Below are 14,976 nucleotides of genomic sequence, written 5' to 3'. Positions count from 1 at the left end.
TATGAAAACAGTTTACGCCGCATCGTTCATCAAATTACGCAGTACGTAATGAAGAATTCCACCGTGGCGGAAGTATTCAACCTCATCTGCAGTATCAATACGGCACGTCAACTTGATATTTTCAACAGATCCATCAGGGCGACTGATACGACAGTCAACATCCATCCCCGGGGCAATACCGTTTTTAATCCCAGAAATATCAATCGTTTCATCACCCGTAATACCCAGTGTTTCGCGGGTTACACCATCTTTAAAAACAAGCGGTAAAACCCCCATAAACACAAGATTGGATCGGTGAATACGCTCAAAACTTTCAACGATAACAGCCTTAACACCCAACAAGCGTGTTCCCTTAGCAGCCCAGTCACGGGAAGATCCCATGCCGTATTCCTTGCCCCCAAAAACAACCAGCGGCGTGCCATCATCTATATACTTCATAGCAGCATCATACACTGGCATCACTTCACCCTTGTATTTAGAGAAACCGCCCTCTGTACCGGGCACCATTTCGTTTTTAATACGGATATTGGCAAAGGTTCCCCGCATCATAACCTCGTGGTTACCACGGCGAGATCCGTAAGAGTTAAAATCTACAGGACGCACCTGATGGCTTGTAAGATACGCACCACCCGGACTGTCAGCTTTGATCGCACCCGCAGGTGAGATATGGTCAGTTGTGATATTATCTGCCAGAACGAGTAACGGGCGAGCACCAGCGACATCACTGAAATCACCTGCTTCTCTGCTCATGCCCTCAAAAAATGGCGGATACTGAACATACGTACTTTGATCATTCCAGTCATAAGTAAGGCCCGTTGCCGTTTCGATTTCCTTCCACTGTTGCGGCCCCTCAAAGACATTCTCGTAACGCTCTTTGAACATTTCCGGTGTCAGCGCAACGTTCGCAATTTCCTGAATTTCTTGTGAGGTTGGCCAGATATCTTTCAAATAGACATCCTGACCATCTTTACCCTGACCAACTGGATCGTTCAGAAGATCTATGGTCACATTACCCGCCAAAGCATAAGCTACAACAAGAGGTGGAGATGCAAGATAGTTCAGGCGTGTCTGTGGGCTGACGCGGCCTTCAAAATTACGGTTACCAGACAGAACTGCAGCAACCTGTAATTCTTTGTTATCAATTGCCTCGATATGCTCATCAGCAAGCGGGCCAGAGTTCCCGATACAGGTCGTACAACCATATCCAACGAGATCAAAACCGATCTGGTTAAGATAGTCCTGAAGCCCCGCTTTTTCGAGATAATCAGTCACAACTTGCGACCCCGGCGCCAGTGACGTTTTCACCCAGGGCTTCGAAGTAAGCCCCAGTTCAACGGCCTTCTTGGCGACAAGTCCGGCGCCAATTAGAACAGACGGGTTGGATGTGTTGGTACAGCTGGTAATCGCTGCAATCATCACATCGCCATTGCTCAGTTCGTAATTCTTCCCTTCAACGGGGGATTTATCTCCTGCCTTATCCCCCAATGCTTCATTGATCAACTCAATGGATTTTGGTGCAAGATTACTAAGTGAAATACGATCCTGAGGGCGCTTTGGTCCCGCAAGGCTTGGCTCAACCGTAGCAAGATCAAGCTCAAGCGAAGATGTAAACACCGGATCCGGGGTGTCTGTATCACGCCACATGCCCTGCGCCTTGGCATATTCTTCGACCAACGCAACGCGATCAGCATCACGACAGGTAAAACTCAAATAGCGGATCGTTTCTTCATCAATCGGGAAAAAGCCACAGGTCGCCCCATATTCCGGTGCCATGTTTGCGATTGTGGCCTGATCAGCCAAGGTCAGGTTATCAAGGCCTGCGCCATAGAACTCAACAAACTTGCCAACCACACCATGGGCCCGAAGGATTTCCGTAACTGTCAAAACAAGGTCGGTTGCAGTCGTTCCCTCTTTCATCTTGCCGGTAAGCTTCATGCCAACAACTTCAGGGATCACCATGGAAACAGGCTGTCCGAGCATCGCTGCTTCTGCTTCGATACCGCCGACGCCCCAACCCAGAACGGAAAGACCATTTACCATAGTTGTGTGTGAATCAGTACCAACCAACGTATCTGGATAGGCAATCGTTAGGCCGTCTTCTTCTTTCGTCCAAACAACCTGTGCCAAATTTTCTACGTTCACTTGATGGCAAATACCTGTTCCAGGCGGAACAACACGGAAATTGTCAAAAGCAGTTTGCCCCCAACGCAGGAAAGAATAACGCTCTCCGTTACGATCAAATTCCAGATCAACGTTTTTTTGAAATGAATCCGCACCGCCAAATGAATCAACCATGACAGAGTGGTCAATAACCAGATCGACAGGAGAAAGTGGGTTAATTTTCTTGGGATCACCACCCATTTCTACCATCGCCTGTCGCATCGCTGCCAAATCAACGACGGCCGGAACTCCGGTAAAATCCTGCATAAGAACACGTGCAGGACGATAGGCAATTTCACTATCTGACGTTCGATTTTTCAACCATCCAGCCATCGCCTTGATATCATCGACCTTAACACTGCGGTCATCTTCAAAGCGCAACAGATTTTCTAACAAAACTTTCAGGGAAAAAGGCAGGCGGGAAATATCGCCAAGTGTCTTCGCAGCTTCCTCCAGGCTATAATAATCATAGGTCTTGCCATTTGCGGTGAGCTGGCGACGAGTATTCAGGGTGTCCTTACCAAGAGCCAATTTAATCTCCTCTTGCTGGTATGCTTCTCTCCAGATGGGGCTATATTTCAGCTCATCAATAACAAGATTCTGATGAACACCAAGCCTTCTCATCTACTTGTATTCTGCCTGTTCAAGTTAGCCCTTTGAAGATAAAAATCAATATAAGCCGCAACACAAAAATAAGAATAAATTAAGTTTACTATTATCAATTACTAATAGTACGGCAAATATCTTCTCTCAATAAACTTCTCCTCGCTCTCTTGACATAAATCAAGGATCACACACAAAGGTTCAACTATTCCATAGCTTATGAAAACAGAGATCATACAAAAATACGACAAAGGGGTTCCTCGTTATACGAGCTACCCGACAGCGCATCTTTTTAAGCCTGACTTTAAGGCCAATACGTATGTTGACTGGCTACGGGCTATTCCAAAAGAAATGCCGCTTTCTCTGTATTCCCATATTCCCTATTGCGATAGTCTTTGCTGGTTTTGTGGGTGTCACACCAAAATCACCCAAAAATACAAACCTATAAAAGAGTATATGGGATCTTTACAAAAAGAGATCCTCATGACCGCAGATGCCATGGGGCGAGGTCGCCCAGTTAATCATATGCATTTTGGCGGCGGCAGTCCGACAATTCTGGAACCGGAAGACGTCAAGGAACTCTTCCAGACATTCAATGAAGCTTTCACCTTTACTGATGATGCAGAAATCGCCGTCGAAATTGATCCGCGGGATATCAGTCAGGAAGCAGTCAGAGCTTGGGCACAGGGCGGTGTTAACCGCGCCAGCCTTGGCGTGCAAGATATTCAGGATAAAGTACAAAGAGCCATCAACCGCATTCAACCAATCGAACAAACCGCAAAAGTTGCCAAGTGGCTACACGAAGAGGGTGTTCATGGCATCAACATGGATTTGATGTATGGTCTTCCCTATCAAACGGTAGAATCAGTTTTGGAAACCATTCGTCAGGTTATGACCATGGCGCCGGAACGTATCGCCCTTTTTGGCTATGCACACATCCCCTCATTAAAACCGCACCAACGCCTCATCCCCGAAGAAGTTCTTCCCGATTTCAACGAAAGGTTTGAGCAGCAGGAAGCTGCGGCAGAGCTATTACAAAGTTATGGCTTTGTCCGGATTGGACTGGACCACTTTGCAAAACCCAACGACCCCATGGCTATTGCTTTTAAAAACGGTACGCTTAGACGTAATTTCCAGGGCTATACAACAGATAAAGCTGACGCGATGATCGGATTTGGAGCCTCTTCGATCGGCGCCCTTCCAAGCGGCTTTGTCCAGAATATCGTTGCCATTAGAAACTATCGTGCTGCGATTGATGGTGGCAACTTTGCGGTCGCCAAATCTATTCCTTTTCAAGGTCAGGACAAATTACGAGCTGCCATCATAGAACAACTTATGTGTTATCATGAAGTTGATCTCAATAATATCTGCGAGAAATTTCAAAGCTCAATCGACGAATTCAACTACGAAATCAAAGCCTTAAGTACCTTTGTCGATGATAAAATCGCGCGATATCAAGATGGCGTCATTTCAATAGAACATAATGCTCGAGCCCTGGTCAGATCCATCTGTGCCTTGTTCGACGAATATCACGGTTCAAGAGAGGTGACTTACTCGCAAGCGGTCTAAGCATCCAAGTTTTTTTTGAGAGCTGGAACTGCGCGCCTCTGTCACATACTCAAATAGATATATTTAATATACATTATTAAAGGAAATACGAGGAATAGAAATAATATGATAACGGCAAGTTCACCCTTCTGGCGGGCAGGTTTCAGACCATTTTTCACAACCGGAGCTCTGTATGCTCTGACTGTCTTGTCTCTCTGGATTCTTATACTTGCAGGCGTCATAGATTACGAAACACATATCGCGCCTTCTCTCATTCATGGGCACGAAATGATTTATGGCTTTAGTGTTGCAGCGATTGCCGGGTTTATTTTAACGGCCATGCCGAACTGGACCAATACTGAGCCTTTATCCGGCAAACCTCTAATCACCCTTTTTGGTCTCTGGCTCCTTGGTCGGCTATCCCTTTGGGCGGGGACTTCTCTTCCCTATAGTCTCCTAGCCACTGCGGATCTTCTGTTCCTCCCAGTATTATCTATCTACACTGCAAGAATACTCATCAGAACAGGTAACAAACGAAACCTCATGTTGCCCGGTATCTTTATAATCCTTGCGATCTTCAACCTGTGTTTCTATCTCGCTGAAGCAGGTATCGCGCCGCATTCCTCGCGAACCATTCTGGAAGCAGCTATATCTCTTTTATTGCTGCTGATAACAATCATCGGAGGGCGCATTGTCCCTGCCTTTACAAAAAACGCCCTTACAGCCAAAGGAACCAGGGTCGATGTAGGTGCGCCAGGAAAGCTTAGTATCCTCTGCATAGTTGGCACTGCTATAATGGTGATTGGCGACTTGTTCATCGCCGATAGTTGGCCTCAACTCTTTGCTTACTTTTGCGCAATACTCGCAGGATTACACCTTGCCCGACTATACTTCTGGAAGGGCTGGATGACACTTTCAGATCCATTATTATGGGCCATGCATGTCGCTTATCTGTGGATACCCGCAGGACTTGCTCTAAAAGCATACGGCTTTGTCACTTATGGCTACTTCTGGGAAGGTGCTCTCCACGCACTGACCGCCGGTGCAATTGGCACTATGATCCTGGTCGTAACTATGAGGGCAAGTCTTGGTCACACCGGAAATGTCCTCAAAACAAATTCATATCTAACAATCGCGCTCTGTGCACTAACACTGTCAGCGATAGCCCGGGTTGCCCAGTCTTTCATTGAAAGTGCCTTTTCCGAGCAATTGCTATACCTGTCTTCACTTTTCTGGATTCTGGCCTTTAGTCTTTACCTTCTCAACTTCCTGCCTCTGATGAACCGTCCAAGGTTGGATGGAAAACCCGGGTAAATTCTCTCACATTCCCCAAAGCAGGTTCTAGCCTCTCATGGATTCCACTTGTTGTTCCAAAGAAAAATCCAGAACTGGATCAACCGGAGACTGGTTAACCGTTTTCTTTGTCCAATCAGATTTTTTTCGTACCAGTTCAGCAGCCCCGACGTTCTTTTCGCCCATCAATGGATTTTTCAGACGTGCATAGGTGACACCATCTACATGTGACTTGTAGATATCGGTTACGATCCAATCCTGTAAAAAGCGAGTCCGCTTTGAATAAACATCGCCAACAACGGGTAATTTCTCTGGCGTTTTTTCCTTCATAGAGCACCTTTGTAATTCATAATTGAAACAATGACAGTCGCTCAAAATTATGAAGGATCTTAGACCACATCAAGACCAACCACGGGCTCAGACGGGCTTAACATATAATTGTCACCTCACGGACACAAATCAGACTCAGCCGCACTATTTTTGATCTCTAAAGCCAAATCCGGGCATAAAAAAGCCCGCTGTAAAGCGGGCTTTAAATCAGACAAGCTTACCGATAAATCCTCAGGCCGGTGTTTTACGAAGCCAATCCGATCCACGACGCGTCAACTCGACGGCGCTAACCGATTTGTCGCCAATATTTTTATTGCGGAGTCGGGCATATTCCAACCCGTCAATTGTCGATTTATAAACTTCGACAACCTCCCAATCCTGGTACGATGCGTGCCTTTTAGAAAAAATATCACCAATCTCAGGCATATGCTCGAACTCTCTCACAAACCATTCTTAAAACTACTCTCAAGATCTATTCCGGGATTGATACTCTGCTGATCACGATCGATCAAACGTTAAGATAAAATTTATCTAAAAAAACAGAAAAAATTCAATTCAAGAACAATCTGAGAACACTCCCCCATAGAGTTAACGTAATGATTAAGAAAAGTATGCAAGCAATATGATCATTTTAAGACAATCACAAAAATAACATTCTGTTACACATGCTCTCAGTCTTTCTCGTACGGATCTGATCAGCTGGGTCTCTAACTCACTAATCGATTGACAAAATTACAACCCAGAAAGAACGTCATCTTTCAAACAATCTTCAAAACGCATCAAAAAGGCATCACAGATGTCTTTGTCGTGAGCGACTGACATATATAACTTGGTTCCCATTGGATTGAGAAAGACGCCTCTTTTGAAAAGGCCCAGCATCATGGCACGCCCCTTTTCCTTGTCACCACTCGCCGTTGAGCGATAGTTAAAAACCTCTTGATCTGTAAAAACGATCTGCGCCAAAGGGCCATCACCGATTACCTGTGCAGGCTCCCCGAGGTCACTTAAAATACGCCTGAGATTCGCGCGTAAATATTCCCCAGTTTCAAATAGCTTTTCATAAGTTCCCGGCACACGATAAACCGAAAGCGCAGCATTTGCTGCTGACGTCGAGATCGGATTTCCACCTAACGTAGAGGCCATCCACACATAATTATCCTGACCAATATAGTGTTCGTTAACATGATCCATAATATCAACACGCCCACCGAATGCGCCAATAGGATACCCACCACCCAAAGCTTTGCCATAGGCCACAAGATCAGGAATCACACCGTACCTTTCCTGTGCACCACCATAAGATAGCCTGAACCCTGTCACGACCTCATCAAAAATAAGTGGGATATCATGCTTGTCGCAAAGTTCGCGAATACCTTCTAAAAACCCTGGAAACGGGGGTGTACATCGCTGCAAAGGCTCCATCAAAACCCCGGCAATTTCTTCGATATTCCCGATTATAATCTCTTCTGTTGTGTCCAGATCATTATAGGGAGCAATCAAAAGATTTTCCTGTGCCATGGGCGTTCCCGCGGAAGTAAGCTCCGGAGTTGGGAAAGCCAGATTCTGATGCGGAAACAGAGAAGTAACCCCGGCTTCATTGGCACCATGATAAGCCCCTTCAAACTTCAGTATTTTTTTCTTCCCGGTAAAGGCCCGTGCCAGTCGTTGGCAGTACATTGTTGCTTCCGTCCCGGACGCACAAAAACGCAACCGATCAACAGCAGGCGCAATCCTTTGAATCTCTTCAGCCAACTGCAGCGCATGACTATTCAGATATGCAAAGTTTGATCCCAACTCTGCTTGTCTTTGAACCGCATCGACCACCTCTTCCCGGGCATGACCAACCAAGCATGATCCCCACCCCATAGAGAAATCCAGATATTCCTGCCCCTGGCTATCCCACAGCTTGGCTCCTTTTCCCTTTGCAACCTCAATAAGCGTTTCAGGGGGGAAACCAAACTCGCCGTTGGATATACCTGCAGTAAAAACACTCAAGGCTCTTTTCTGAACATCATTTAGATCCATGTCGGATTTATTCATAGCAGGGCTCCTCTTATGGCTTGCACCGGGTTCCATCATCTTTTGATAAAACATATTTCCCAAGAGCTTTTAAAAAATAACTTCTCCATTGGAATAAAAGCTACCGCGCTGGAGAACAATTTAATAAAGCGAGAAAATATTCTCAGGAAAATTTGCTCACGAAATTCTGAACAAATAGTTTCAAATCAACTGTCTTTATCGCCTATCATGCCTCTTTAAACCTTATGGCACAGCACCTTTGTTTAATACCGTTATTAAGCATCCATCGGAGCGCGACATGTTACACAAAAAGAACCTGACTATCTGGCTTTCTTTCTTGGCTTTTTTCTCTGCTCTGAATCAAACTGCGGCTGAGAGTCCAGAGATCTTCAACAGCGAAAAAGAAACCTTTAAGCTTGAATTACTTGCAGATGGACTGGATCACCCTTGGGGTATGGTATTTTTGCCTGACGAGACCTTGCTCATTACCGAACGGGAAAAAGGTTTAAAGCTCTACAAGAACAAAAACCTCCGTGACATTTCACTGCATAACTTCCCTGCGGTAAGAACCAGAGGCCAAGGAGGGCTGCTGGATATAGCAATTCATCCCACGTTCGAACAAAATCAACTGATCTATTTTACCTATAGTCACCCTCTTAAAGAAGGTTCTACAACAGCACTGGCTCAAGCCAGATTTGCCGGACAAAAGCTTCTTGATCCGCAAACAATATTTATTGCGGAAACAGGGTCAACAACCTCCAGGCATTATGGTTCACGCATCAGGTTTAATACTGATGGGCTATTATTTATGACCATCGGAGATCGCGGAAACAGACATAGTGCCCAAAAATTGAATTCTCATGCAGGAAAGGTGCTTAGATTAAACGACCAGGGACAACCCGCTGCCAATAACCCGTTTGTACAAGACGATACGGCTTTATCGGAGATCTATTCCTATGGCCATCGCAACCCACAAGGCCTCGCGAAACATTATCTCACGGGGGAAATGTGGGTAAGTGAGCACGGACCACGTGGTGGGGATGAAATAAACCAACTACAAGCAGGGTCAAACTATGGATGGCCGATTATAACCTATGGCAAAGAGTATATCGGTGGCTCTATAGGTGAAGGCACTCATCACCCGAACATGCAACAACCCGTACACCAATGGACTCCTTCGATCGCCCCAGCTGGCATCACCTTCTATTCAGGGGATGCTTTCCCCAACTGGAAGGGCAACCTGTTCACATCTGCCTTGAAATTCAAACTTTTGGTCAGACAGGAATTGCTGGATGGTAAAATAGTGCACGAAGAGAGATTGTTGGAAGAAGAGGTTGGACGTATTCGAGCGGTAGAACAAGGACCCGATGACTTTCTTTACATCCTGACCGATGCAAATAACGGCACACTCTATCGCCTGAAACCACCAAACATGTAATCGCCATTTAAAGACCTATCAGGTCAAATATCTTTTAGGCTGATACCCCGATCCCAATAGGGTTCACTACCAAATTTACCTTCCAGAAAATCAATGAAAGATCTGGTTTTCGCTGGTAAATGCTCTCTGTTCGGATAAAGCGCATAAACTGCAGCGCTGGGAAGTTCAAACTCTCTGAGAATAGGGATCAACTCACCCGCTTTCAGTTCGTCTGCGATATCCCATGTGGATTTAATTGCAATACCAATCCCTGCTTTCGTCGCGTCCCTCAGAATTTCACCATTGTTTGTTTCCAGATTGCCTTTGACCTTCACATCAATCTGTCCTTCGGGGCCTTTGAAGTGCCAATGATCATGCACTCCACCGGGATATCCAAGGACCAGACAATTGTGATGGATAAGGTCTTGGGGATGTTCGGGCACCCCTTCCTTGGACAAATATTCGCGTGATGCACAAACAACACGCCTTGCAGGACTCAGCTTTCTTGCGATCAGACTACTGTCTTTTAATTCACCCGTTCGTATTGCGAGGTCAAAGCCGGATTGAACCATATCAACAATCTGGTCTGTTAAACTCACCTGAATAGATACATCCGGGTACTGTTTCAAAAACTCCGGCAGCAATCGAGATATATGTTTACGACCAAAAGACGACGGGGCAGTTATCTTCAATGTGCCCTTAACATGACCAGCCAAACCGGATAAAGCGGCTTCAGCATCCTCAATATCTTCAAGAATAGATTTACAGCGCACATAATACCCTGCGCCCTCATCCGTCAGGCTCAAGCGCCTTGTCGTGCGATTAAGTAAACGCACATCCAGACGTTCTTCCAGATTGGCAATTCGCTTGCTGACAACAGCCGCAGACAGGTTAAGTTTTCGCCCCGCAGCGGTCATTCCGCCTGCAGCCACGACTTCGACAAACACGGTCATATCACTGATTACATCCATAGTATTATCAAAATAAACGATATAATCCTTATCCAACAAGACCTATTATCATTTATCATAGTTTCACATATCTTAGGATTAAGGGCGTATACAGATATAGGACGAGACTCATGAACAAAATGACACAGAATATCAAAGATTTCGATTTGGCCGCAGTGGACATGAGCGTTCACTTTCAAACCGCTCGTAAAGCCAGATCCGCAGAAGCACACAAATTATTCAAGGCAATCTTTAGCTCTTTGACATCACCTGTCAGCAACTGGAAAACCCGCTATATTCTTGCTCTTTCCAGAACAGCTTAAAGCTCCCCGGAATTAGAATTCGGAAATCGCAAAAAAACAACCTTAAGACGTATTTTATTTTGATTTGCGGATAAAAATTAATTATTATTTAATTTTTATAGGGCCTACTACAATCATAAATTGATATAAACCGAGACCACCAAGCATCCCCAGTACCGTACCCCAATATTTGTACCGTGTTTTGAAGCTCTCTAATTTCGCAGAAATAAATAGCTGCACACAAGAGAGTTTCACCAAAGCGCATCTTACCCCGATGCTCTTGATGCAGAGACAGTGCTGATGTGATTTATACGTCTTCCCCCATGAGTCTCAGCATCTTCACTATGCCAATCGGTCCCCCGCCGATTGGCTTTTTTTTATTCGATTATCAGTGAAGGCTACCTTCTACGAAAAAACATGTCTGTCGCCCCGTCCGGGCGGTCCAGATCCTGTTTTGTTCGTATGGCTCGGAAAATGGCCAAGGGACTTTTATATTCACGTCCCATCTTCGCCATCATCAGGCGTTTATAATAAAATGCCCCGTGATTGCCATCGTAACCTCTGTAAATCGAGTTACCAGCAGCTTTTGAACGGGTCAAAGTTTTTTGCTGAGCATTCATTTTACTCTCCTATAACAACATGCATATGCCCTCTAAAAACATTCATGTAAAAGTATAACACAGACCAAGATTTAACCTAGGATCAGACCCTCGTTAATTTCAAAGATGCCGAATAACGGTTCCGAGTCCATTCTTCCAGGTGCAGCAAAGTGCGTGAACGGGAACTAATCCACAGTGACTAAAACATGACAAAGCCAAACAAGGTTTGTCACGGGTTTATGACGTGTAGTTTTCCGGCAACTTCTGAGCTTGATAGTACCGGGCCAAAAGGATCGTTTTCATCCCTGTTCCAAATTTCTATTCATGAGCACTGAAAATCGTGCTGCTATCAACATTTACCGCATTAATGAACACACAAGCAATCGGCAGCTGTCTAATACTCTAGCGGTAATGCAAGGCCACGCTTGAAGGTCTGGATAACCACATTCGTGGTAATTCGACGGACGATAGGATGAGCTTCTTGAAAAGTTTGCATGAGCGCATCAAATGCTTCGATAGAAGGCGTGATGACCACCATCATCAAGTCTGCTGTTCCTGTTACATAATACGCTTGCTGCACAGCGTCCTGAGCTTCACACCACCTGCGTAGTCCGTCGCGATCCTGCGGGCGCTCTCGGTCTGTCTCAACCATCGCCAGCACTGTCGTCAACGGGCCAAGTGCGCGAGGATTAAGAACTGCAACTGAGCATTCCAACACATCGGCCTCACGCAAAGTGCGGAGGCGACGCTGGACGGTACTCGGTGACAGCCCACAACGCTCGGCGAGTTGCTCCGTCGATAGATTAGCGTTCGTTTGCAGAGCAGCAAGTAATCTGCTGTCAGCAGCATCAAGAGGCTGGAACTTTTTTTGGGTCACACTCGATTCCCTTTATGACTTGAAATGGCCTTGTTTTGAAAATCTTCGACCAATTTAAATCATATTACAACAAAAAATGGCCATACAGAAGCACCATCACATGTTAATGTTTTCCCGCCTAGCCAGTGTAGGAGTACATAATGAACCAGACATTAATTCCATCAAACGCTCTGACCCTAATCCTGGGTCTCTCGCCTGATATTCGCTACGCCGCCATTTCACAAGATGGCGCAATCTCCATGCAGCAGCGTGAAGGCTTGGATGAAGCGTCTGCGGCTGAAAGCGACCGATACGAAGAGGCCTTAGTAAACCCTGTACTGCTAACCTTGGCGCGTGCCCGTGGCGAGATTGATTGTGGCGGCTTGAGTTTTATCGTCGTGGGGTATGGCAACTTTAGGCAACTCGTCGTGCCTTTGGCGAATGGGCACGTGTCGGTCTGTTTTCCCCATGCTATGGACCCGACATCTTATGTCGATGCTATTCGCACAGCCTGTGGAGAGGACATACAATGACCGATGCCTTCGCCACCCGCGCAGTTCACGCAGGAACACCTCCAGACCCGATCACCGGAGCCATTGCACCGACAATCTCGCCATCGGTGAACCACGTCTATGACCCAGAATCTGGTGGTTTCTCAGCCAACGACGTTTCCGACATGACCGCAAAACCCTTTGTCTACGCGCGCTGGACCAACCCGACCGTCCGCATGTTAGAACAGCGGGTCGCGGACCTTGAGGAAGGGGAAACTGCTCTTGCTTCCGCATCGGGTATGGCCGCATTGGCGACATTGTTCCTGGGTAATTTGCGGGCGGGTGATCACTTGATTGTATCGGACGTTTGCTATCCTGGTGTGCGCGAACTAGCTTCGCAACTTCTGCCAGGTTTGGGAATTGAGGTGTCTGCTGTAAATCTGTCACAACCTGAGGCGCTTCGGGATGCTTTGCGGCCCGAGACTCGCCTCGTTCATGCCGAAACCCCTTGCAACCCGATTCTACGCCTCACTGATCTGCATGTTGTTGCAGAAATTACTCACGAAGCAGGTGCCCTATTATCGGTGGACTCGACACTTGCTACTCCCGTGGCCACGCGGCCCTTGGCGCACGGGGCGGACGTGGTGATGCATTCAGCTACTAAATATCTGAACGGTCATGGCGATGCGATGGGGGGTGTGCTGATCGGGGCTGCAGACATAATAGAACCTCTGCGCGCGACATGGGGCGTCCGCCTTGGGGCAACGCTCGATCCACGTGCAGCCGCGTTGATTCTTCGGGGTATCGATACGCTGGTGCCACGAGTCGAAACGGCCAGCCGAAATACCTTATCAGTGGCCGAAATTCTGGAAGCGTCTGGGGTGGTGGAACGTGTGATCTATCCTGGTCTTGCGTCCCATCCACAATACGATCTCGCCATGCGCCAAATGGATCTGGGGGGCGCGGTGCTCTCATTCCGCACTCGTGACGTGATTGAAGATGCCCGACGCCTGTATCGTAATTTACGCCTTGTGCGCTACGCCGTCTCGCTCGGGCATCAGCATGCCAACCTGTGTCTGCTTAAGACCGACGATTTGATGAGCTCCACTTATCATTTGCCACAGACGGAGGAAGAGGAGTACCGCATCTGGGCAGGCAATGGAGTATTACGCCTATCAGTTGGCCTCGAAGACCCCGATGACATCGCCCAAGATATTCTCAGTGCTCTAGAACCCTGATAGCTGATACATCACCACATTACACATCATCTCAGTGCAAGTAGAGAAAAGAGCATTGACGCCAACTGACCGAATCACAGCAGTCGCCATATTCTGAATCAATTAATAATCCTGACCATAGATTCCCATCCTTGATCTGAGTTCCGCCAAACATCCCTTAAACAACAATCTCAGGAATTGAACGATACCTAGGCTTGATGTTACCACAACCACCACTCATACTGACACAAAGAAATGGCACAAATACAATCCATACTAGTTATTCATAATTGCCCCTCATATTTGTCGCAAAGTTGAAACACTCATCTGCAACAATTTCTTCCCAGGGCTGGTAGAAGCGGTATTTTCCGCGAATAGTTAAATTGAAGAAAATAACTTTAATAATAACTGTCTGAGAATAATGGCAGAGAGAGACAAGGAATTAGATAAATCGTCATGAAGATGGAAGGGCAACAACTTATCCCTGCCCCACAAGAAAAGGCTTGGGAAGCCTTGAACGATCCAGAGATATTGAAAAACTCTATTCCCGGCTGTGAAACAGTTGAAAAAATATCAGACACTGAATTTCAGGCGAGCATAACGGCTAAATTTGGTCCGGTAAAAGCCAAATTCAAGGGACAGGTAACACTTTCAGACCTAAACCCGCCAAATAGCTATACCTTATCGGGTGAAGGTAAGGGAGGTGCAGCAGGTTTTGGCAAGGGAGAAGCAAAAGTTTCGCTGGAAAGCCAAGACGGGCAAACCCTGCTTAACTATTCCGTAAATGCAAAAGTCGGTGGCAAGCTTGCTCAAATCGGATCTCGTCTGGTTGATTCAGCAGCAAAGAAAATGGCGGATGATTTTTTTCAAGCCTTTTCAGAAAATGTCAGTTCAAGTCCAGATGAAGCTATCTCGGATGTCTTGGACATTTCTGAAGAACACCCACCCGAAAACAGCAACAGCAAAGAAATAACAGGCAATACCTCTGGCAATAATGCGCTCTATTTCGCTCTTGCTGGCGTCATTTTAGCCGCTCTAGCCCTCTATGCTCTGAACTAACATGCTAGAGTGATAACCACGAAATTTGAGTGACAACCACGAAAAAGGCCAAGTTATTCACAAAAAGAGCTCTTAAAAGAACCATATATACAGATCGCATTGCACGGATAAGGTATGCCATTGCAATGCTCT

14 protein-coding genes are annotated in these 14,976 nt (G+C 46.3%); 7 read left to right on the top strand and 7 right to left on the bottom strand.

The genetic code is table 11. From position 1 onward, the window contains the following. Positions 1-12: 12 nt before the first annotated feature. Positions 13-2,784, bottom strand: coding sequence for an aconitate hydratase AcnA (gene acnA, locus D9A03_RS17695; protein WP_120498511.1), 2,772 nt, complete (start codon positions 2,782-2,784; stop codon positions 13-15). A 198-nt stretch (positions 2,785-2,982) separates the two neighbouring features. Between acnA and hemN the strand changes: the two genes are divergently transcribed. Beyond that, the gene (gene hemN / locus D9A03_RS17690) at positions 2,983-4,332 is read left to right on the top strand and encodes an oxygen-independent coproporphyrinogen III oxidase (protein ID WP_120498510.1); all 1,350 of its coding nucleotides are present in this window, start codon (positions 2,983-2,985) and stop codon (positions 4,330-4,332) included. A gap of 105 nt (positions 4,333-4,437) precedes the next feature. Continuing rightward, the gene (locus D9A03_RS17685; protein ID WP_120498509.1) at positions 4,438-5,625 is read left to right on the top strand and encodes an NnrS family protein; all 1,188 of its coding nucleotides are present in this window, start codon (positions 4,438-4,440) and stop codon (positions 5,623-5,625) included. A gap of 27 nt (positions 5,626-5,652) precedes the next feature. Here D9A03_RS17685 and D9A03_RS17680 read toward each other — a convergent pair whose 3' ends face one another. The 3 genes from D9A03_RS17680 to D9A03_RS17670 form a co-directional block, all read right to left on the bottom strand. Then, positions 5,653-5,934 carry a hypothetical protein gene (locus tag D9A03_RS17680; RefSeq protein ID WP_120498508.1) on the bottom strand — a complete coding sequence of 94 codons (282 nt, stop codon included), beginning with the start codon at positions 5,932-5,934 and terminating at the stop codon, positions 5,653-5,655. A 231-nt stretch (positions 5,935-6,165) separates the two neighbouring features. Beyond that, positions 6,166-6,360 (bottom strand): hypothetical protein, encoded by a 195-nt coding sequence (locus D9A03_RS17675; RefSeq protein ID WP_085902338.1) that lies wholly within the window; start codon positions 6,358-6,360, stop codon positions 6,166-6,168. Between the two features lie 306 nt (positions 6,361-6,666). Continuing rightward, positions 6,667-7,974 carry an aspartate aminotransferase family protein gene (locus D9A03_RS17670; RefSeq protein WP_162938225.1) on the bottom strand — a complete coding sequence of 436 codons (1,308 nt, stop codon included), beginning with the start codon at positions 7,972-7,974 and terminating at the stop codon, positions 6,667-6,669. 277 nt (positions 7,975-8,251) lie between these two features. Between D9A03_RS17670 and D9A03_RS17665 the strand changes: the two genes are divergently transcribed. After that, positions 8,252-9,391, top strand: a complete 1,140-nt coding sequence (locus D9A03_RS17665) for a PQQ-dependent sugar dehydrogenase (RefSeq protein WP_120498506.1) — start codon at positions 8,252-8,254, stop codon at positions 9,389-9,391. A 23-nt stretch (positions 9,392-9,414) separates the two neighbouring features. Here D9A03_RS17665 and D9A03_RS17660 read toward each other — a convergent pair whose 3' ends face one another. After that, positions 9,415-10,323 carry a LysR family transcriptional regulator gene (locus D9A03_RS17660; RefSeq protein WP_216825524.1) on the bottom strand — a complete coding sequence of 303 codons (909 nt, stop codon included), beginning with the start codon at positions 10,321-10,323 and terminating at the stop codon, positions 9,415-9,417. Between the two features lie 128 nt (positions 10,324-10,451). On the opposite strand from D9A03_RS17660, the gene D9A03_RS17655 reads away from it, so the two are divergent. Continuing rightward, complete coding sequence (locus D9A03_RS17655; RefSeq protein WP_120498504.1) at positions 10,452-10,643, top strand: hypothetical protein; 192 nt, start codon at positions 10,452-10,454, stop codon at positions 10,641-10,643. Between the two features lie 377 nt (positions 10,644-11,020). Here D9A03_RS17655 and D9A03_RS17650 read toward each other — a convergent pair whose 3' ends face one another. Further along, positions 11,021-11,242 carry a hypothetical protein gene (locus D9A03_RS17650; protein ID WP_120498503.1) on the bottom strand — a complete coding sequence of 74 codons (222 nt, stop codon included), beginning with the start codon at positions 11,240-11,242 and terminating at the stop codon, positions 11,021-11,023. A gap of 373 nt (positions 11,243-11,615) precedes the next feature. Continuing rightward, entirely contained in the window at positions 11,616-12,098 is a 483-nt protein-coding gene (locus tag D9A03_RS17645) for an Lrp/AsnC family transcriptional regulator (RefSeq protein ID WP_120498502.1), read from the bottom strand. Between the two features lie 140 nt (positions 12,099-12,238). Here D9A03_RS17645 and D9A03_RS17640 point away from each other — a divergent pair, with 140 nt between their 5' ends. From D9A03_RS17640 to D9A03_RS17630, 3 genes are all read left to right on the top strand, one after another. Beyond that, positions 12,239-12,610, top strand: a complete 372-nt coding sequence (locus D9A03_RS17640; RefSeq protein ID WP_120498501.1) for a hypothetical protein — start codon at positions 12,239-12,241, stop codon at positions 12,608-12,610. Continuing rightward, positions 12,607-13,806, top strand: coding sequence for a PLP-dependent aspartate aminotransferase family protein (locus D9A03_RS17635; RefSeq protein ID WP_120498500.1), 1,200 nt, complete (start codon positions 12,607-12,609; stop codon positions 13,804-13,806). The genes D9A03_RS17640 and D9A03_RS17635 overlap by 4 nt, the downstream gene beginning before the upstream one ends. 435 nt (positions 13,807-14,241) lie before the next feature. Then, positions 14,242-14,844 (top strand): carbon monoxide dehydrogenase subunit G, encoded by a 603-nt coding sequence (locus D9A03_RS17630; RefSeq protein WP_120498499.1) that lies wholly within the window; start codon positions 14,242-14,244, stop codon positions 14,842-14,844. Positions 14,845-14,976: the final 132 nt, after the last annotated feature.

The organism is Kiloniella sp. EL199, assembly GCF_900313065.1.
In the GTDB taxonomy this organism is placed as follows: Bacteria; Pseudomonadota; Alphaproteobacteria; order Kiloniellales; family Kiloniellaceae; genus Kiloniella.
The sequence above is the reverse complement of the archived record's forward strand: the minus strand, read 5'-3'. Positions and strand labels throughout refer to the sequence as shown.

What these genes read in the sequence shown, in the direction of transcription:
- acnA (WP_120498511.1), bottom strand. Translation starts at nt 2,784, where the DNA reads ATGAGAAGGCTTGGTGTTCATCAGAATCTTGTTATTGATGAGCTGAAA.
- hemN (WP_120498510.1), top strand. Translation starts at nt 2,983, where the DNA reads ATGAAAACAGAGATCATACAAAAATACGACAAAGGGGTTCCTCGTTAT.
- D9A03_RS17685 (WP_120498509.1), top strand. Translation starts at nt 4,438, where the DNA reads ATGATAACGGCAAGTTCACCCTTCTGGCGGGCAGGTTTCAGACCATTT.
- D9A03_RS17680 (WP_120498508.1), bottom strand. Translation starts at nt 5,934, where the DNA reads ATGAAGGAAAAAACGCCAGAGAAATTACCCGTTGTTGGCGATGTTTAT.
- D9A03_RS17675 (WP_085902338.1), bottom strand. Translation starts at nt 6,360, where the DNA reads ATGCCTGAGATTGGTGATATTTTTTCTAAAAGGCACGCATCGTACCAG.
- D9A03_RS17670 (WP_162938225.1), bottom strand. Translation starts at nt 7,974, where the DNA reads ATGAATAAATCCGACATGGATCTAAATGATGTTCAGAAAAGAGCCTTG.
- D9A03_RS17665 (WP_120498506.1), top strand. Translation starts at nt 8,252, where the DNA reads ATGTTACACAAAAAGAACCTGACTATCTGGCTTTCTTTCTTGGCTTTT.
- D9A03_RS17660 (WP_216825524.1), bottom strand. Translation starts at nt 10,323, where the DNA reads ATGACCGTGTTTGTCGAAGTCGTGGCTGCAGGCGGAATGACCGCTGCG.
- D9A03_RS17655 (WP_120498504.1), top strand. Translation starts at nt 10,452, where the DNA reads ATGAACAAAATGACACAGAATATCAAAGATTTCGATTTGGCCGCAGTG.
- D9A03_RS17650 (WP_120498503.1), bottom strand. Translation starts at nt 11,242, where the DNA reads ATGAATGCTCAGCAAAAAACTTTGACCCGTTCAAAAGCTGCTGGTAAC.
- D9A03_RS17640 (WP_120498501.1), top strand. Translation starts at nt 12,239, where the DNA reads ATGAACCAGACATTAATTCCATCAAACGCTCTGACCCTAATCCTGGGT.
- D9A03_RS17635 (WP_120498500.1), top strand. Translation starts at nt 12,607, where the DNA reads ATGACCGATGCCTTCGCCACCCGCGCAGTTCACGCAGGAACACCTCCA.
- D9A03_RS17630 (WP_120498499.1), top strand. Translation starts at nt 14,242, where the DNA reads ATGAAGATGGAAGGGCAACAACTTATCCCTGCCCCACAAGAAAAGGCT.